This window comes from Pantoea rwandensis (assembly GCF_002095475.1).
Lineage (GTDB): Bacteria > Pseudomonadota > Gammaproteobacteria > Enterobacterales > Enterobacteriaceae > Pantoea > Pantoea rwandensis.
In genome coordinates this window covers 32,205-51,779 of record NZ_MLFR01000033.1, presented here as the reverse complement: position 1 = coordinate 51,779, position 19,575 = coordinate 32,205, and the positions used below count along the sequence as shown (strand labels likewise).

Annotated in this window: 16 protein-coding genes; 14 read left to right on the top strand and 2 right to left on the bottom strand. The window is 53.0% G+C overall.

The features are described from left to right. Positions 1 to 53 precede the first annotated feature (53 nt). Together HA51_RS23045 and queG are read right to left on the bottom strand one after the other, a co-directional pair. Positions 54 to 1,022, bottom strand: a complete 969-nt coding sequence (locus tag HA51_RS23045; RefSeq protein WP_158087386.1) for a helix-turn-helix transcriptional regulator — start codon at positions 1,020 to 1,022, stop codon at positions 54 to 56. A 675-nt stretch (positions 1,023 to 1,697) separates the two neighbouring features. Further along, complete coding sequence (gene queG / locus HA51_RS23040) at positions 1,698 to 2,837, bottom strand: tRNA epoxyqueuosine(34) reductase QueG (RefSeq protein ID WP_084937278.1); 1,140 nt, start codon at positions 2,835 to 2,837, stop codon at positions 1,698 to 1,700. On the opposite strand from queG, the gene nnr reads away from it, so the two are divergent. From nnr to rlmB, 14 genes are all read left to right on the top strand, one after another. Next, entirely contained in the window at positions 2,836 to 4,353 is a 1,518-nt protein-coding gene (gene nnr / locus HA51_RS23035; RefSeq protein WP_084937276.1) for a bifunctional ADP-dependent NAD(P)H-hydrate dehydratase/NAD(P)H-hydrate epimerase, read from the top strand. The two genes, queG and nnr, sit on opposite strands and share 2 nt — an antisense overlap. A 3-nt stretch (positions 4,354 to 4,356) precedes the next feature. Beyond that, complete coding sequence (gene tsaE / locus HA51_RS23030) at positions 4,357 to 4,833, top strand: tRNA (adenosine(37)-N6)-threonylcarbamoyltransferase complex ATPase subunit type 1 TsaE (protein ID WP_084937273.1); 477 nt, start codon at positions 4,357 to 4,359, stop codon at positions 4,831 to 4,833. After that, entirely contained in the window at positions 4,830 to 6,488 is a 1,659-nt protein-coding gene (gene amiB / locus HA51_RS23025; protein ID WP_084937270.1) for an N-acetylmuramoyl-L-alanine amidase AmiB, read from the top strand. Before tsaE ends, amiB begins: the two co-directional genes overlap by 4 nt. A 42-nt stretch (positions 6,489 to 6,530) precedes the next feature. Continuing rightward, positions 6,531 to 8,390 (top strand): DNA mismatch repair endonuclease MutL, encoded by a 1,860-nt coding sequence (mutL, locus tag HA51_RS23020; RefSeq protein ID WP_084937268.1) that lies wholly within the window; start codon positions 6,531 to 6,533, stop codon positions 8,388 to 8,390. Next, the gene (miaA, locus tag HA51_RS23015) at positions 8,383 to 9,324 is read left to right on the top strand and encodes a tRNA (adenosine(37)-N6)-dimethylallyltransferase MiaA (RefSeq protein WP_084937266.1); all 942 of its coding nucleotides are present in this window, start codon (positions 8,383 to 8,385) and stop codon (positions 9,322 to 9,324) included. Before mutL ends, miaA begins: the two co-directional genes overlap by 8 nt. A 110-nt stretch (positions 9,325 to 9,434) precedes the next feature. Beyond that, on the top strand, positions 9,435 to 9,752 hold the full coding sequence (gene hfq / locus HA51_RS23010) for an RNA chaperone Hfq (protein ID WP_034829366.1): 318 nt from the start codon (positions 9,435 to 9,437) through the stop codon (positions 9,750 to 9,752). Positions 9,753 to 9,832: 80 nt separating this feature from the next. Beyond that, positions 9,833 to 11,113 carry a ribosome rescue GTPase HflX gene (gene hflX / locus HA51_RS23005; RefSeq protein ID WP_084937263.1) on the top strand — a complete coding sequence of 427 codons (1,281 nt, stop codon included), beginning with the start codon at positions 9,833 to 9,835 and terminating at the stop codon, positions 11,111 to 11,113. A 229-nt stretch (positions 11,114 to 11,342) separates the two neighbouring features. After that, positions 11,343 to 12,581, top strand: a complete 1,239-nt coding sequence (gene hflK, locus HA51_RS23000) for an FtsH protease activity modulator HflK (protein ID WP_084937261.1) — start codon at positions 11,343 to 11,345, stop codon at positions 12,579 to 12,581. 3 nt (positions 12,582 to 12,584) lie between these two features. After that, positions 12,585 to 13,589, top strand: a complete 1,005-nt coding sequence (gene hflC / locus HA51_RS22995; RefSeq protein ID WP_084937258.1) for a protease modulator HflC — start codon at positions 12,585 to 12,587, stop codon at positions 13,587 to 13,589. 58 nt (positions 13,590 to 13,647) lie between these two features. Continuing rightward, entirely contained in the window at positions 13,648 to 13,848 is a 201-nt protein-coding gene (locus HA51_RS22990) for a DUF2065 domain-containing protein (RefSeq protein WP_084937255.1), read from the top strand. 177 nt (positions 13,849 to 14,025) lie between these two features. Next, positions 14,026 to 15,324, top strand: coding sequence for an adenylosuccinate synthase (locus HA51_RS22985; protein ID WP_084937253.1), 1,299 nt, complete (start codon positions 14,026 to 14,028; stop codon positions 15,322 to 15,324). 192 nt (positions 15,325 to 15,516) lie between these two features. Further along, entirely contained in the window at positions 15,517 to 15,960 is a 444-nt protein-coding gene (gene nsrR, locus HA51_RS22980; protein ID WP_084937251.1) for a nitric oxide-sensing transcriptional repressor NsrR, read from the top strand. A gap of 16 nt (positions 15,961 to 15,976) precedes the next feature. Further along, the gene (rnr, locus tag HA51_RS22975) at positions 15,977 to 18,427 is read left to right on the top strand and encodes a ribonuclease R (RefSeq protein ID WP_084937249.1); all 2,451 of its coding nucleotides are present in this window, start codon (positions 15,977 to 15,979) and stop codon (positions 18,425 to 18,427) included. Between the two features lie 332 nt (positions 18,428 to 18,759). Next, entirely contained in the window at positions 18,760 to 19,494 is a 735-nt protein-coding gene (rlmB, locus tag HA51_RS22970) for a 23S rRNA (guanosine(2251)-2'-O)-methyltransferase RlmB (protein ID WP_084937247.1), read from the top strand. Positions 19,495 to 19,575 lie beyond the last annotated feature (81 nt).

Below are 19,575 nucleotides of genomic sequence, written 5' to 3'. Positions count from 1 at the left end.
ATTGCAACCATTTTTAAGTGAGTTCTCTGCAAATCGCCGCAAGAAGTGAAAGGCTATTCCTCAGGTAAATGCCCGTTCGCCCACTTTTTGGGTGCGATGCCAAATTGATTCCGGAACACTTTACTGAAGTGGCTGACATTGGCGAATCCTACGGCCTGCGCCGTTTCTGTCACATTGGATCCCGAGGAGAGCATGCCCAGCGCGACATCCAGACGGATGCGCGTTAAAGACTCGTGGACAGTGGCGCCGTATAACGCATTAAAGCCCGCCTGCAGACGCTTTTCATTCAGCCCAACTGCATCGGCCAGTGACTGCACGCTCCATGTTTCCTGATGACGGTCTTCGAGCATGGCACGCGCTTGCAGTAAACGCAGCCGGTCCGAGGGGACAGCACGCAGCGTTGAAGCATTACCGTGCTCACGGGAACACTTATCTAGCACCGCCGCAATGGCTTCGCTAACTTTGGCACAGAGAAAAACATTTCTCGCTTTATCATCAAGATAGCGGCACTGGCTGATTTCAGCCGCTAAACGTTGCAGTCCGCTAAAGATGGGCATTTGCGCTACGCTGGCGTTGATGTGTGGCATCCCGCCCAGGATGGATTTCATGTATTTCAACACGTCATCCATGCTGAGACCGGTCATGCCGTCTAGCGCGTCGGGTGTCAGGTGAATATTGACCAGACGAAACTCGGGTTCAGGGGTAAGCGTATCCCATCCTGACACCTGTTCACCGGTGGCAGTGAGGCTGACGCACCCAGCATTCAGCCGGAAGGTCTCTCCATTATCAAAGCCCGCCTCGATACAGCCGCGTAAAAGAATGCTCATCGACAGAGAAGCGCTACCCTCGACTTTAAAGGTCCAGGCGTCATCCGGGCGTCCATTCATAAAGCAAATATTCACACCGGGGCGTGGTTGTTCCATTTGTATAATACGCGCCCAGCTCTCGGGAAGGGCTTGCTGAGTCACTTGGGCGGGATTGTGGCGCGAGGTATCCATCGCACTCCTTGCTGTGTCTGCCATAACATTTTCCCTGTCGTGCATATCGCTGATGTTAGCGTGCGGCGTTATTTTTATTGTAAATGATTATCATTATTGATAATAACAGTGGGAGAAGTGATGACAAGCAATTATCAACCCATTCTTTTCTGCGGATTTAATGGATTTTAAGCCCTAACTTGAGCTGAATATGGGCCTGTTAACCACAACTGGCCAATAAGGTTTTCGCCGTGAAAAGCACAATGAGGATAGAGGACAGGCGCTAAAAAATACGCGATAGGGCTTGCCATCACCGGCAAATCAGTCCACAATAGCGACCTTTCCGGCATTTCATGCGGTAAATTCTATAAAAATCAATGAGTTAGGTATATTTTTTGCTTTCCAGGTAAAAATTCTCTTTTGCCGTTTGGTTTGAAAATTATCCACAGCGTAACCGCTATTCTGCCTTGCTACTCTTGCCATTTTACAAAATTTCGTAAACAGACTTATCCACAGCTTTGCATTGATGCAATTAAGCTAAATCCAGCTTTATTTATTTACATTATTTAAGTAAGTAATTGAATTTATTGAATAATATTTTATTTCGAAATGTGGAAATAATGCATTGCAACTGCTATGACAGTTGAATGACAACAAGTTTTTATTTTTATGCACAGCATGTGGAAAAGGTTTTAGCGCATAACCTTTGTTATTTTTTGTTCAGGCATCACGCGGCAATCCTTTCTCGATTACCCGTACCAGCCTTTTTTGCTGCGCAAGCTGGACTTCAATTGCATTTTCACTGCGTTTTTGCCGCTGTTGGCTGATTGCCCAATGAATATGTTCATCCAGCATCGGATGTTCACCCTGCCGCAACTTGAGTGTCTCAATGATCTCCGCACGATAAGGCGCATTCCCTAACGCCACTGCCACATTTCTCAACCAGCGCAGATGCCCAATACGTCGTATTGCGGAGCCTTCTGTGACACGCAAAAATTTCGCCTCATCCCATTTGAACAAGTCGATCAACGCAGGTGCGTGAAGAACGGCGCGGGGGGAAAAATCTTCTTCATCCGTCAGTTGGCCATAGCGATTCCACGGGCAAATCAGCTGGCAATCATCACAGCCATAAATCCGATTACCAATCATTGGGCGGAACTCTTCTGGAATCGCGCCTTCCAATTCGATGGTGAGATAAGAGATACAGCGGCGTGCATCCACGACATAAGGTTCAACAATGGCGGATGTTGGGCAAATGGTGATGCAGGCGACACAGCGCCCGCATTGTTCTTCTTGGGGGTTATCAACCGGCAATGGCAGGTCAATCAGCAGTTCGCCGAGGAAGAACCACGAGCCTGCTTCACGGTTCAGAATCAGGGAATGTTTGCCGGTCCAGCCCAATCCTGCTTTAACCGCAATCGGGCGTTCAAGAATCGGGGCGGAATCAACAAACGGGCGGAAATTAAGTTCGCCACAGTGTTCCTGGATCATTTCCCCGAGCTTTTTCAGTCGATTGCGCAATACTTTGTGATAATCGCGGCCCAGCGCATAGCGACTGACGTAGCCCAACTGCGGGTTCTTTAAGGTGCTAGCAAAAGCGGCTTTCGCGGGAAGGTAATTCATACGCACGCTGATCACGCGCAATGTGCCGGGCAGAAGTTCATGTGGGCGAGCACGCATCATGCCGTGACGCGCCATCCAATCCATCTCTCCGTGATACTGCTTTTCCAGCCAGGCTTGAAGTTTAGGTTCTTCGGCGCTGAGATCGGTATCGCAAATACCAACCTGCTGAAAGCCGAGTTCGCGCCCCCACTGTTTTATCTGTTGGGCAAGCTGTTGAAGATCGAGAGGGTATGACATGAGAAACCAGGAAGTTGAACCAAACGCACGCAGTTTATCACACTCTGTCTGGCCTGCGCAGGCGATGAGGAAACTGGAGCGTGATGCTGCTGACAGCTTGGGTGTCACGCTGTATGAACTGATGCAGCGTGCTGGACAGGCGAGTTATGAGCTGGTGCGAGCGCTGTGGCCGCAGGCGCAACATTGGCTGATATTGTGCGGTCATGGCAACAATGGCGGCGATGGATATGTCGTGGCGCGGCTTGCGCAGGCGGCCGGCCTGAATGTCACCTTGCTGGCTTGTGTCGGCAACAAGCCTTTACCTGAAGAAGCACGGCTGGCGCAGGAGGCTTGGCTGGCAGCGGGGGGAGTTATTCACGCTTCTGAAGCAGCATGGCCAGAACAGATTGATGTGATTGTGGATGCGCTACTGGGCACAGGTATCAATCGCGCCCCTGCTGCTCCCTATGATTATCTGATTGAATTAACTAATGCGCATGCTGCCCCCGTTCTGGCCATTGATATCCCATCAGGTCTTGATGCCGCTACCGGCACCACGCCCGGCAGCGCCGTTGTTGCCGATCACACGCTCAGCATGATCGCGTTAAAACCGGGTCAATTGACCGGTAAAGCGCGTGATCACGTGGGCCAATTGCATTGTGACCTGCTGGGTTTAGGTGGCTATCTTGCTGGGGAGGAGGCTCCCCTCTCGCGCTACGATGCACAGGATCTGACTCACTGGCTGAAACCGCGCCACGCGACCTCGCACAAAGGCGATCACGGCCGCCTGTTAGTCATCGGTGGCGATACGGGCACCGCGGGTGCCATCCGCATGACGGGGGAGGCGGCACTTCGCAGCGGTGCCGGGCTTGTGCGCGTGCTGACACATGAAGATAATATCGGCCCGATTCTCACTGCGCGGCCGGAGCTCATGGTCGAAACCTTGAGTGAAAAATCGCTGGAGCACGCGCTGGAATGGGCTGGTGTCATCGCCATCGGACCGGGGTTAGGGCAACGCGATTGGGCCCATCAGGCCTTGAAGAAGGTTGCGACCAGTGAAAAGCCGATGCTTTGGGATGCTGATGCACTCAACCTGCTGGCAATCAATCAGGATTACCGTCAGAATCGCATTATTACGCCGCACCCCGGCGAAGCGGCACGTTTATTAGGTGTGAAAACCGCTGAAATCGAACGTGATCGCTTGCACGCCGCGCAGACCTTGGCGAAACAATATGGTGGCGTGGTGGTGCTAAAAGGCGCTGGCACCATTGTGGCTAGCGCGGCGGGTGAAATGGCGATTGCTGATGTGGGTAACGCGGGCATGGCGTCAGGTGGTATGGGCGATGTGCTGACCGGCATCATTGCGGCCCTGATCGGGCAAAAACTAAATTTATTTGAGGCAGCCTGCGCGGGCTGTGTCGCTCATGGGGCAGCAGCCGATGCCGTTGCCCGGCAGCGCGGGACGCGAGGCATGTTAGCCACTGATTTGTTCGAACTGCTGTGGCAGTTTGTTAATCCAGAGATGATCCAACAATAAAGCATGAAGACCTGTGTTATTCCTTTGCCCGATGAGGCAGCAACCCTGAATCTGGGTGCGCAACTGGCGCGCGTATGCAGTAGCGCGGCGGTGATCTATCTTTATGGCGATCTTGGTGCCGGTAAAACCACTTTTAGTCGCGGCTTTTTGCAGGCGCTGGGCCATCAGGGCAATGTCAAAAGCCCAACTTATACGCTGGTTGAGCCGTACGAGATCGGTTCACGCACGCTGTACCACTTCGATCTTTATCGCCTTGCCGATCCCGAAGAGCTGGAGTTCATGGGGATTCGCGACTATTTCAGCGGCGATGCCCTTTGCTTGGTGGAGTGGCCGCAGCAGGGCACTGGCGTGTTGCCGGAGCCCGATCTGGCGCTGACGCTACGTTATGTGGATACGGCACGTGAAGCGGAAATCAGTGCCGCTTCTGCCATGGGGGAAACCTTGTTACAACAGTTCCAGCAAGGCAGGGAGCAGGCATGATTTCATGGATGAAAGGGATTTTGCTGGCGGCACTCTGTCTCTTCTCTGCCTCGACGCTAGCAGCCACACTGTCTGACATTAAAGTCGAGAACGGTGACAGCCAGGCGAAAGTGACACTGAGCTTCAACGGCCAACCTGTGTATGGTTTTTTTCCGTTACACAACCCTAGTCGCGTGGTGCTGGATATTCGCCAGAGCGGTGCGATTAAAGGCTTACCTCTCAATTTTAGCGGCGAGAATATCGTTCAGCGTATTCGTAATAGCCAGCCGAAAGACAAACAGAGCATTCGTCTGGTATTCGAACTGACGCAAGCGGCAAAAACCCGTGCAACCACACAACGTGACGGCAACCTATATCGCGTTGTGTTCACCATTCAGGGTACGCAACCCGTGCGCCGTAGCGCCGCTGCAGCGCCAGTCACGACGGCACGCCAAAGCGAAACGCCTGTGAGCCAGGCTAATCCTTTTAATGCAAATCCGGTCACCACGGTGTCGAACAGCAACACCACTGTGCATCCGGGTGGGGCGGTGACTCGCAACGACCAGGTGATCGTGGCGATTGATGCCGGTCATGGCGGCCAGGATCCCGGTGCATCGGGCCAGCACGGCCTGCATGAGAAAAATGTCACTATTGCCATTGCGCGCAAACTTAAAGCGTTAATGGATCCGGACCCCATGTTCAAACCAGTCTTGACGCGTAACGGTGACTACTTCATTTCAGTGATGGGCCGTTCAGAGGTGGCGCGTAAAGAGAATGCCAACCTGCTGGTCTCCATTCACGCCGATGCCGCGCCAAACCATTCTGCGACCGGTGCATCGGTCTGGGTACTGTCAAACCGTCGTGCGAACAACGAAATGGCCAACTGGCTGGAGCAGAAAGAGAAGCAGTCTGAACTGCTGGGTGGTGCCGGGGATTTACTGGCGAACAGCCAGGCCGATCCCTACCTAAGCCAGGCGGTGTTGGATTTGCAATTCGGCCACTCTCAGCGCGTAGGCTATGACGTCGCGGTAAAAGTATTGCAGCAACTACGCGGTGTCACACCGTTACACAAACGTTTACCGGAGCATGCCAGCCTTGGCGTGTTGCGTTCCCCGGATATCCCTTCTTTACTGGTTGAGACTGGCTTTATCAGTAACGCGGCGGAGGAGCGGCTGCTTGGCAGTAGCGCGTATCAGGAGAAAATTGCTCAGTCGATTTATAAAGGACTGCGTAACTATTTCCTCGCGCATCCGCTGCAATCCATCCCAAAGGAGGAAAACCGGCCGCTGGACAGCGCACCAGCGGTTAGCGTTGCCAGCAACCCGGCAACCGGCACGGTGCAATATACAGGCGCTACACAGCGCCATACGGTGACACGAGGCGAAACGCTCTCTGGCATCGCCGCAAAATATGGCGTCAGCATGGCGACATTACGCGATCTCAACAGTTTGAAACGCGATGTGGTTTGGGTTGGCCAACGTTTGAAGGTGCCAGCAAAATCCGGTGTTAGCGTTACGGCCGCGAGCCGCCCAGCGCGACATAAAGTGGTACGCGGTGATTCGCTCACCGGCATTGCCGCCCATTATGGCGTTAGCCCGAAAGCCATCATGCAGGCAAACAATATGAAGTCGAGCAATGTGATGTTGGGGCAAAATTTAAAGATTCCGCAATCCTGATTGCTGGCTCTTCGGAGCCAGCCCGCTACAAGGATCACCACCATGCCAATACAGATTTTACCCCCGCAGCTGGCGAACCAGATTGCCGCAGGCGAAGTGGTTGAGCGTCCTGCATCGGTTGTAAAAGAGCTGGTGGAAAACAGTCTTGATGCCGGTGCCACGCGCATCGACGTGGATATCGAAAAAGGCGGCGCAAAGCTCATTCGCATCCGCGATAACGGCTGTGGCATTGCTAAAGCGGAGCTGGCGATGGCACTCGCGCGCCATGCCACCAGCAAAATTTCCTCACTGGATGATCTGGAGGCGATTGTTAGCCTCGGTTTCCGCGGCGAAGCGCTTGCCAGTATCAGCTCGGTTTCCCGTCTGACGCTCACCTCACGTACTGCTGAACAAAACGAAGCCTGGCAAGCCTATGCGGAAGGGCGTGATATGAATGTCACGGTTAAACCTGCAGCCCATCCGATAGGTACCTCGCTCGAAGTGCTGGATTTATTCTACAACACCCCAGCGCGCCGCAAATTTATGCGTACCGAAAAGACTGAATTCACTCATATTGATGAAGTGGTTCGCCGCATCGCGCTGGCCCGCTTTGACGTGGCGATATCGCTCACGCACAACGGCAAACTGATGCGGCAGTACCGCGCGGTGGATCAGGATGCTCAGCGAGAGCGTCGGCTCGGCGCCATCTGCGGTACCACATTTATGCAGCATGCACTGCGCATTGACTGGCAGCATGACGATCTGGCATTACGCGGCTGGGTGGCCGATCCGGCGGGTTCACGTCAGGTTACCGATCTACAATACTGCTACGTAAATGGCCGTATGATGCGTGACAAGCTGATCAACCACGCCATCCGCCAAGCCTATCAGACGCAACTTGGCGATGATCAACAACCGGCTTATGTGTTGTATCTGGAAATTGATCCTCATCAGGTGGATGTGAATGTACACCCCGCCAAGCATGAAGTGCGCTTTCACCAGTCGCGATTAGTGCATGACTTTATCTGGCAGGGCGTGATGAGTGCACTGCAGGCCAGCCGTGCGGCGGCATTACCGATCGCGCATGCAGAAGAGCCGATCCCACAGTGGCAGCCGGAAAATCGCCAAGCAGCGGGGGCAAATCACTTCGCACAGCCCGCCAGCACACCGCGCCAGAGCGGTGGTGCGACCACGAGCGGCGCGCAAGCAGGTTGGCAAAGCAAAGAGCCGGTTTATCGCGCACGTGAAGGGGCCGCTTATCAGCAACTGATGAAAACACCAGTGGTTGAAGCGCCACGGGATGTTACTCCCCCCTCGAAGCCTGCTGCCCGGCAAGCTGACGTGCGAGAAGCGCCACTGGCTGCGCATGCACAGAGCTTTGGTCGCGTGTTAAGCGTAATACAGGAACGCTATGCGCTGCTGGAACGAGGCACGCAGTTGCAGCTTCTTTCGCTGAGTGTGGCTGCGCGCTGGTTAAAACAGGCCCAGTTACAACCGGGAGAAGAGGGGCTAAAGCCTCAGCCATTGTTGATCCCCGTGCGGCTGAAAATAGCCAAAGAAGAGTTAAATATTATTGAGTCTCAAGCCGCGCTGTTGGGCTTGATGGGCATTGATTTACAACGAGAAGGTCAGCATGTGACCCTACGCGCTGTGCCTTTACCGTTACGAACACAAAATTTACAAATCTTGATTCCAGACCTGTTAGGCTATCTCGCCCGGCAGCAAGAGGTTTCTGCATCCTCACTGGCCCAATGGCTGGCAAGACGGGATGATGCAGAAACAGCGAACTGGAATCACTCGCAGGCGATTGCACTGCTGACAGAGCTGGAACGGCTTTGTCCGCAACTGCTGAAGTCGCCGCCTTCAGGTCTGTTACAGACCATTGAGATTGAGAGCGCGATTAACGCGTTGAAGCATGAGTGAACTAAACCAGGCTGGCCGGCCAAAGGCAATTTTTTTGATGGGGCCTACAGCTTCCGGAAAGACGGCATTAGCCATTTCGTTGCGTCAGCAACTTCCGGTTGAACTAATCAGCGTTGACTCTGCCTTAATCTATCGCGGGATGGATATTGGCACGGCGAAACCGTCGGCTGAAGAGTTAGCACTGGCGCCCCATCGTTTGCTGGACATTCGTGACCCGGCGGAAGCGTATTCCGCTGCAGAGTTTCGTCGCGATGCTCTGGCAGAAATGGCGGAGATTACCCAACAGGGTAAGATTCCGCTGCTTGTTGGTGGAACCATGCTCTACTTCAAGGCGTTGCTTGAAGGATTGTCGCCGTTGCCCTCGGCCGATCCCGACGTGCGCCAGAGGATAGAGCAAATGGCGGCGGAGAAGGGGTGGGAAGCCCTGCACCGCCAACTGTGTGAAATCGATCCGGTCGCGGGTAGTCGTATTCATCCGAATGATCCGCAGAGACTTTCGCGAGCACTGGAAGTTTTTTTTATTTCGGGTAAAACTTTAACGGAACTGACAAAAACATCCGGCGAAGCGTTACCCTACGACGTGTACCAGTTTGCTATCGCTCCGGCGAGTCGTGAACTGATACATCAACGCATTGCGTTGCGTTACGACCAGATGCTAGCGTCAGGATTTGAAGCGGAGGCTCGTGAACTGTTTGCACGAGGTGATTTGCATACGGACATGCCTTCCATTCGTTGTGTAGGTTATCGCCAGATGTGGTCTTATCTTTCTGGTGAAATCGATTACGACGAAATGGTTTATCGGGGAATTTGCGCCACCCGGCAGCTCGCTAAACGCCAGATGACTTGGTTACGTGGCTGGCCTAACGTCCACTGGTTAGACAGTGACGAGCCAGAATTAGCCCGTAATGCGGTGCTTCAGGTAGTTAGTGCGTAGCAGGGATGATTGTGTACAATTGGTCCGTTATCGTGCGCAAATTTTTACGCAGTTTTTCTGAACCACGGTTCTTAAAGTAACAAACAACAAGCATATAAGGAAAAGATAGAATGGCTAAGGGGCAATCATTACAAGACCCGTTTTTGAACGCATTGCGTCGTGAACGTGTACCGGTTTCGATCTATTTGGTGAATGGTATTAAGCTGCAAGGACAAATTGAATCCTTTGATCAGTTCGTCATTCTGTTGAAAAACACGGTTAGCCAGATGGTGTATAAGCACGCCATCTCTACAGTGGTTCCTTCTCGTCCGGTTTCGCACCACAGTAACAACCCGGGCGGTAGCGGTGGTAGCAGCAATTACCATCATAGCGGAAGCAACCAGGGCGCTCAGTCGCAGCCACAACAAGACGGCGATAACGCAGAATAATTTTGCGATGCCGTAAAGCCAGGGCTGGGGAGCGTAAACGTTTTCCTGTCCTGGTTATTTTATTTTAGCGAGGTTATAGCTTGTTTGACCGTTATGATGCCGGTGAGCAGGCCGTACTGGTACACATCTGGTTCTCCCAAGACAAAGAGCTGGAAGATTTGCAGGAGTTCGAAACTCTTGTCTCTTCTGCGGGCGTCGAAGCGCTGCAAGTGATAACTGGCAGCCGTAAAGCGCCACATCCCAAATATTTTGTCGGTGAAGGAAAGGCAGTTGAAATTGCCGATGCGGTGAAAGCGAGTGGAGCATCGGTCGTGTTATTCGATCATGCCTTATCGCCTGCCCAAGAACGAAATCTCGAGCGCGTGTGCGAATGTCGTGTTGTCGATCGCACCGGCTTAATTCTGGATATTTTTGCCCAGCGCGCCCGTACCCATGAGGGTAAATTACAGGTCGAGCTGGCACAGTTGCGCCATATGGCAACCCGTTTGGTGCGTGGATGGACGCACCTTGAGCGCCAGAAAGGCGGTATTGGTCTGCGTGGTCCAGGTGAAACTCAGCTGGAAACGGACCGCCGTTTGTTGCGTAATCGCATTAGTCTCATCCTTTCCCGCCTCGAGCGTGTAGAGAAGCAGCGTGATCAAGGTCGACAAGCACGCGCCAAAGCGGACGTGCCAACGGTCTCGCTGGTGGGTTACACCAACGCCGGTAAATCCACGCTCTTTAACGCCATAACGTCTGCTGATGTTTACGTAGCAGATCAGTTATTTGCCACACTGGATCCCACATTACGTCGGCTAAATGTGGCCGATGTCGGTCAGGTGGTACTGGCAGATACGGTGGGTTTTATCCGTCATTTGCCCCATGACCTAGTGGCGGCTTTTAAAGCCACATTGCAAGAAACGCGTCAGGCGACGCTATTACTGCACGTGATTGATGCTGCCGATTTACGCGTTAACGACAATATTGAAGCCGTGAATGAAGTGCTGGCAGAAATCGAATCTGATGAAATACCAACGCTGTTGGTGATGAATAAGATCGATATGTTGGATGGCTTTGTGCCGCGCATCGATCGTGATGAAGAGAACAAACCCACTCGCGTGTGGCTTTCCGCTCAGAGTGGTGAAGGTCTACCCTTACTTTGGCAGGCGCTGTCTGAGCGTTTGGCCGGAGAAATTGCGCAGTATGATTTACGTCTGCCGCCGGAAGCGGGCCGCTTGCGCAGCCGCTTCTATCAGCTGCAGGCGATTGAGAAAGAATGGAATGAAGATGATGGTTATGTTGGTTTGCATGTGCGAATGCCGATTGTTGACTGGCGTCGTTTGTGTAAGCAGGAGCCATCATTAGCCAGTTATATTGTTTGATATTGCCCTAACGCCTTTACCCAACTGATTGAAAAGTGTTGTGACAATTGCTGTAAGCCGCAGATAAGCAGGTTTTGACCGACTATTTCGGATTTCAGCAAGGCGGCAACTGAGTGAATCTCCGGGAGCTTACGTCAGTAAGTGACTGGAGTGAACGAAGACAGCCAACGCAGCTGCAATTCGAAAGAAGAAGGGTAAAAAACGTAAATACAATAAATGGAGTAGAGACATGGCGTGGAATCAGCCCGGAAATAACGGACAGGACCGCGACCCGTGGGGAAGCAGCAATAATCAAGGCGGCAACTCTGGGGGAAATAAGGGAGGGCGCGAGCAGGGGCCTCCTGATCTGGATGATATCTTCCGTAAGCTGAGTAAAAAACTCGGCGGACTGGGCGGTGGCAAACAGAGTGACAACAATGGTCAGCGCGGCGGTGGTAGCGGTGGCAAACTGGTTGGCATCGTTGCTGTAGCCGCAGTAGTCATCTGGGCTGCCAGCGGTTTCTACACCATCAAAGAAGCGGAACGTGGCGTGGTAACTCGCTTCGGCAAATTCAGCCATCTGGTTGAGCCGGGCCTGAACTGGAAGCCGACCTTTATCGATCAAGTCCGTGCTGTCAACGTTGAAGCCGTGCGTGAATTGGCGGCTTCTGGCGTGATGTTGACTTCAGACGAAAACGTGGTGCGCGTTGAAATGAACGTGCAGTACCGTGTGACCGATCCTGAACGCTATCTGTATGCGGTGACGAGCGCTGACGACAGCCTGCGCCAAGCCACCGACAGTGCGCTGCGCGGTGTCATTGGGCGTTCCACCATGGATCGTATCCTGACGGAAGGCCGTACTGTTGTGCGTAGCGAAACCCAGCGTGAGCTTGACGAAACTATTCGTCCTTACAACATGGGTATCACGCTGCTTGACGTGAACTTCCAGGCGGCGCGTCCACCGGAAGAGGTGAAGGCTTCGTTTGATGATGCCATCGCGGCGCGTGAAAACCGCGAGCAGTACGTGCGTGAAGCCGAAGCCTACTCGAATGAAGTGCAGCCCCGTGCGAACGGTCAGGCGCAGCGTATTCTTGAAGAAGCCCGCGCATACAAAGAACGTACCGTGTTAGAAGCACAGGGTGAAGTGGCCCGCTTTGCGTTGCTGCTGCCTGAATACAAAGCCGCTCCACAAATCACCAAAGAGCGTTTGTATATCGAAAGCATGGAACGTGTGCTCAGTCATACTCGCAAAGTATTGGTTAACGACCGTGGTAACAGCCTGATGGTGCTGCCACTGGATCAACTGATGCGTGGTGGCCAGGCTTCTGGTAATCAAGGCGGTCAGAAAAATACCAATTTGATGAAGTTGCCATCGTCTGGCAACACTGCCAACAACGATGATTCTTCATCCTACAGTCCAAGCAGCATCATGGACCAGCGTCGCGCCAATGCGTTACGCAACGATACCCAGCGCGCAGGGAGGGAGTAATCGATGCGTAAGCCAATTATTGCCGTAATTATTGTCGTACTGGTGGCGCTGTACGCATCACTGTTCGTGGTGCAAGAAGGTGAGCGAGGCATCGTGCTGCGCTTCGGTAAAGTTCTGCGTGATAGCGAGAACAAGCCGCAGGTCTATGCGCCGGGTCTTCACTTCAAGATTCCGTTTATTGAAACAGTGAAGTCATTGGATGCCCGCATCCAGACCATGGACAACCAGGCCGATCGTTTTGTGACTAAAGAGAAGAAAGACCTGATCGTTGATTCCTACATCAAATGGCGTATCAGTGATTTCAGCCGTTACTACCTGGCAACCGGTGGTGGCGACGTTTCTCAAGCAGAGGTACTGCTGAAGCGTAAGTTTAGCGACCGTCTGCGTTCTGAAATGGGTCGTCTGGATGTGAAAGACATCGTCACGGATTCCCGTGGTCGTCTGACTACCGACGTGCGCGATGCCCTGAATACGGGTACTGCGGGCAGTGATGATGAAGTCGCGACGCCAGCAGCAGATGATGCTATCGCCAGCGCGGCAGCCCGTGTTGAGCGTGAAACCAACAGCAGCGAACCTGCGCCGAACCCGAACAGTATGGCGGCTCTGGGTATCCAGGTGGTTGATGTCCGTATCAAGCAGATCAACCTACCAGCTGAAGTGTCAGATGCTATCTACAACCGTATGCGTGCTGAACGTGAAGCCGTAGCGCGTAGTCAGCGTTCACAAGGTCAGGAAGAGGCAGAGAAACTGCGTGCGCAGGCAGACTACCAGGTGACGCGTACTCTGGCAGAAGCCCAGCGTCAGGCGTTGATTTCTCGTGGTGAAGGGGATGCGCAGGCAGCGAAACTGTTTGCTGATGCTTTCAGTCAGGATCCTGATTTTTATGCCTTTATCCGTAGCTTGCGTGCCTATGAGAACAGCTTCTCTGACAATCAGGATGTGATGGTATTAAGCCCGGATAGCGATTTCTTCCGCTTTATGAAGGCGCCCACTAACACCACGCGTTAATAACTGATATAACCTTGAGGCCGACAATGTTGTCGGCCTTTTTTTTGGGAAAAATACAATGAACACAACCATCTGGATGGCACTGGCGCTCGTCTTGGTGCTGGAAGGGTTGGGGCCGATGTTCCTGCCACGTGTCTGGCGTCGCATGATCCTGTCCATGGCACAGTTACCCGATCGCATCCTGCATCGTTTTGGCGGTGGCTTGGTGGTGGCGGGTGTCGTGATTTATTACATGCTCAGCGTCCATGCGAATAGTTGAGGCTGAATTTTTGTGATGTCGCAGGGATAAATTGTGTTTTGCCCTCAATGTTTCCCCTACATGTTGTGAGTTGACCAAAACTCAGGCAAAAAACCGCGCAATCGTATGCTAAAAGTGCTGAAAGAGACAAAATCCGGTGGTAGAATCCATTTTTAAGCAATCGGTGGTTTTGAAAAAATGGGTAAGAACGTCGTCGTACTGGGCACCCAATGGGGTGACGAAGGTAAAGGTAAGATCGTAGACCTTCTGACTGAACGCGCGAATTATGTTGTGCGTTACCAGGGTGGCCACAATGCAGGCCATACACTTGTCATCAACGGTGAAAAAACCGTCCTCCACTTAATCCCATCTGGCATCCTGCGTGATAACGTCACCAGCATCATTGGTAATGGTGTTGTACTGTCGCCTGAAGCGCTGATGAAAGAGATGAAAGGTCTGGAAGATCGCGGTGTGCCGGTACGTGAACGTCTGCTGATCTCTGAAGCATGTCCACTGATTCTGCAATATCACGTAGCAATGGACCTAGCGCGCGAAAAAGCGCGTGGCGCCAAAGCTATCGGTACTACTGGTCGTGGTATCGGCCCAGCTTACGAAGACAAAGTTGCTCGCCGCGGTCTGCGCGTGAGCGATCTCTTCAACAAAGAAACCTTCGCCGTTAAGCTGAAAGAAATCGTCGATTTCTACAACTTCCAGTTGGTTAACTACTACAAAACCGACGCTGTAGACTACGAAAAAGTGCTGAGCGATACGTTGGCTGTCGCTGACATCCTGACCAGCATGGTAGTTGACGTTTCTGACCTGTTGGACGGCGCGCGTAAGCGTGGCGATCTGATCATGTTCGAAGGTGCGCAGGGTACCCTGTTGGACATCGATCACGGTACCTATCCGTACGTGACCTCGTCTAACACCACTGCAGGTGGCGTGGCGACCGGTTCAGGTATTGGTCCGCGTTACGTAGATTACGTACTGGGCATCGTTAAAGCTTACTCAACACGTGTTGGTGCGGGTCCATTCCCAACCGAGCTGTTTGATGAAACCGGCGAATTCCTTTGCAAGCAAGGTAATGAGTTTGGCGCGACCACCGGTCGTCGTCGTCGTACCGGTTGGCTGGATGCGGTTGCTGTACGTCGTGCGGTACAGATCAACTCCCTGTCAGGTTTCTGCATGACCAAACTGGACGTGCTGGATGGCCTGAAAGAAGTGAAAATTTGTGTGGCTTATCGTATGCCAGATGGCCGCGAAATGACCACCACGCCACTGGCTGCGGAAGGTTGGGAAGGCATTGAGCCAATCTACGAAACCATGCCAGGCTGGAGCGAAACGACCTTTGGCGTGAAGACGCTGGAAGGTTTGCCGCAGGCAGCACGTGATTACATCAAGCGTGTAGAAGAAGTGACCGGTGTGCCGATTGATATCATTTCCACTGGCCCAGACCGTAGTGAGACCATGATTTTGCGCGACCCGTTCGACGCATAATCTTACTTGGCCGGACACTGTCCGGCCTTTGTTTATCTGCTCTTTGACTCCGCTCACTCTCTTTTTTCTTGCAATTATCGATACTTGCTTAAGAAAAAACGCACCGGCCTCCATGCTCTGGTTTATCATCATACTTAAACACCACGCCGACCGGCGCATAACCCTAACGCCCGATGATTCACCGAGGTATATGTGCAGCTAACGAGTTTTACCGATTATGGTCTGCGTGCGCTGATTTACATGGCGACGTTGCCGGAAGGTAAGCAGACCAACATTACCGAAGTCACCGATACCTACGGGGTGTCGCGTAACCATATGGTTAAAATCATTAATCAACTGAGCCGGGCTGGCTTTGTCGCCGCAACACGCGGTAAAAACGGCGGAATTCGTTTAGGCATGGACCCGGAAAAAATCGTGATTGGTCAGGTTGTGAGAAAAATGGAGCCTTTGCAGCTGGTGAACTGTGAAGAGTGTGCCATCACCCCAGCCTGTCGTCTGCGTAATGCACTGAACAGTGCAGTCCAACTATTCCTGAAGGAATTGGACAACTACACGCTGGCTGACCTGGTCAGAGATAACGATTCGCTGTACCAAATTTTATTGTCCGAACCGCCGGTGGCAATCCAAATTAAATGACATCGGAGGAACCGTAATGTCAAAAGATCCTTTCCAGGATAGAGAAGCAGAGAAGTACGATAACCCCATTCCAAGCCGCGAATTTATTCTGGCGCTGTTAGAAAAGCGTGAGAAACCCATCAATCGTGATGAAATTGCCCAGGAATTGAATATCACCAGCGAAGAGCAGCTCGAAGCGCTGCGCCGTCGTCTGCGCGCCATGGAGCGTGACGGTCAGCTGGTGTTTACCCGTCGTCAATGCTACGCCTTGCCAGAACGCCTCGACTTACTGCGTGGAAAAGTGATTGGCCATCGTGATGGCTATGGCTTCCTGCGCGTGGAAGGCCAGAAAGACGATTTCTATCTGTCGGCTGAGCAGATGAAGTTCTGCCTGCACGGCGATGTGATTTTGGCACAGCCAGGCAGTGCGGACCGTAAAGGTCGTCGCGAAGCGCGCGTCGTGCGCGTGCTGGAACCGCGTAATAGCCAGATTGTGGGCCGCTACTTCACCGATGCCGGCACGGGCTTTGTGGTGCCGGATGACAGCCGCCTGAGCTTTGACATCCTGATCCCGCAAGACGATACGCTGAATGCACGTATGGGCTCAGTGGTGGTGGTGGAGATCGTCCAGCGCTCAACTCGCCGCACTAAAGCTATCGGTAAAGTCACCGAAATTCTCGGCGATGATATGGGCACCAGTCTGGCTGTCGATATGGCACTGCGTACCCATGAGATTCCGCATACCTGGCCGGAAGAAGTGGAGAAAGAGATTTCGAAGCTAAAAGAGCAAGTGCCAGAAGCGGCGAAACAAGGCCGCGTCGATCTGCGTGAGTTACCGCTGGTGACCATTGACGGTGAAGATGCGCGTGACTTTGATGATGCGGTGTACTGCGAGAAAAAACGCGGTGGCGGCTGGCGTCTCTGGGTGGCGATTGCAGATGTGAGTTATTACGTGCGTCCGGGTACGGCACTGGATGCGGAAGCGCACCAGCGCGGCACCTCCGTGTACTTCCCCTCTCAAGTGGTGCCGATGCTGCCAGAGATTCTCTCTAACGGCCTCTGCTCGCTCAATCCACAGGTGGATCGTCTGTGCATGGTCTGCGAGATGACGGTCTCGGCGGGGGGTAAGCTGACGGGTTTCAAACATTATGAAGCGGTGATGAACTCCCACGCGCGCCTGACCTACAACAAGGTGTGGAGCATTCTGCAGGGTGATGTTGAGCTGCGTGAGCAGTACGCCGCGCAGGTGAAGCATCTGGAAGATCTGCATCAAATGTATCAGGCGTTGGAAATTGCACGCGAACAGCGTGGTGGCATCTCCTTTGAAACTGACGAAGCCAAATTTATTTTCAATGCTGAACGTCGTATTGATCGTGTAGAACGCACCGTACGCAATGATGCGCACAAGCTAATCGAAGAGTGCATGATTCTCGCTAACATCGCCTCTGCACGCTTTGTCGAGAAAAATCAGGAGCCTTCGCTGTTCCGCGATCACGATCGTCCAACGGAAGACAGCATCAAAAGCTTCCGCACCGTATTGAATGAGCTGGGCTTGAGCCTGCCAGGCGGCGCGAAACCGAACCCCATCGATTATGCCGACTTGTTAAAGCAAGTGGCCGATCGTCCCGATGCGGAAATGCTGCAAACCATGCTGCTGCGTTCGATGAAGCAGGCAGTCTACGATCCTGAGAACCGCGGCCACTTTGGTCTGGCACTTCAGTCATATGCGCACTTTACATCGCCGATTCGTCGTTATCCCGATCTGCTGCTGCATCGTGCCATTAAGTATCTGCTGGCAAAAGAGCAGGGCACGCTGAAGGGTATTACTACGCCAACTGGCGGTTATCACTACGACATGCAACAGATGCTGCAACTCGGCCAGCACTGTTCATTGACCGAACGCCGCGCTGACGAAGCAACACGCGATGTGGCCGATTGGCTGAAGTGTGACTTTATGCAGGATCAGGTGGGTAACGTCTTCAATGGTGTGATCTCAAGCGTCACTGGCTTTGGCTTCTTTGTCCGCCTCAACGATTTGTTTATCGATGGCTTGGTGCATGTTTCTTCACTGGACAACGATTACTACCGTTTCGATCAGATCGGTCAACGCTTGATTGGTGAATCTGGCGGCCGTACTTATCGTCTGGGCGATGCGGTGGAAGTCCGTGTGGAAGCTGTACACATGGATGAGCGCAAAATCGACTTCGCGCTGGTCTCCAGCAAACGCGTTCCACGTGGCGAAGGTAAAACTGAGCGCGAACGTGAAAAACGCGGTGGCAAGCCACCGGCCAGACGTCGCCGTGATGCAGGAAAAAAGGGCACTTTTGAGCCTGATTCAGCGTTCCGCAGCGAGAAGAAAAAGCCTGTAGCGGCTGAACAACTGGCGAAAACCGAGAAAAAAGGCAAAAAAGTCTCTGAGAAAACCCGTAAAATCGCCGCCGCCACGAAGGCCAAGCGTGGGCCGAAGAAGAAACCTAACGAAGCCTGAAGGGTTGATCGCATCTTGAAGCAAAGGTCGCCATGAATGGCGACCCTACGTAAGGTCAGCGTGTTGTAATGGCGACCGTACGATAGATCAGCGCATTTTGATGGTGACCCTAGGTAAGGTCAGCGCATTTGATGGTGACCCTACGTAAGGTCAGCGTGTTGTAATGGCGACCGTACGATAGATCAGCGCATTTTGATGGCGACCCTAGGTAAGGTCAGCGTGTTGTGATGGCGGCCGTACGTTAGAATAGCGCGTTTTGTAGGGTGCGCATTTATGCGCACCTAGTTAATACCCCAATATTCAAATATCTACATCCAACCTTGAGCAAACAAATGAGTGAAATAATTTTTGGTATTCATGCCGTGCAGGCGCTGCTGGAACGTGATCCTCAGCGTTTCCAGGAAGTCTTTATTCTCAAAGGCCGTGACGATCGTCGCCTGCAGCCACTGATTGCCGCACTGGAAGCTCAGGGAATCGTAGTGCAGGTCGCTAACCGTCAATGGCTGGACAGCCAAGTAGAAGGCGGTGTGCACCAGGGTATCGTGGCGCGTGTGAAGCAGGGTAAAAACTATCAGGAAGGCGATTTACCGGATCTGCTGCAAAGTTTGGAGAAACCGTTCCTGTTGGTACTGGATGGCGTTACCGATCCGCATAACCTCGGTGCCTGTCTGCGTAGCGCAGACGCCGCTGGCGTGCATGCGGTGATTGTGCCAAAAGACCGCGCGGCCCCACTCAATGCCACAGCGAAAAAAGTCGCCAGCGGCGCAGCTGAAAACGTGCCGTTGATTCGCGTTACCAACCTGGCGCGCACCTTACGTCTGCTGCAGGAATATAACATTTGGGTCGTCGGCACCGCAGGTGAAGCCGATCACACGGTGTATCAGAGCAAAATGACTGGCCCAATGGCGCTGGTGATGGGTGCTGAAGGTGAAGGGATGCGTCGTCTGACTCGCGAGCATTGCGATGAACTGATTAGCATTCCGATGGCAGGTAGCGTCTCTTCTCTGAACGTCTCTGTAGCGACCGGTGTGTGCCTGTTTGAAGCGGTGCGCCAGCGTCAGGCGTGATCCTCGCCGCAAAAGTGTTTTTGTACCAGGCATAACTGCACATCATCTCCATACTTGAACCATGCGTTCAAGTATGGAGGA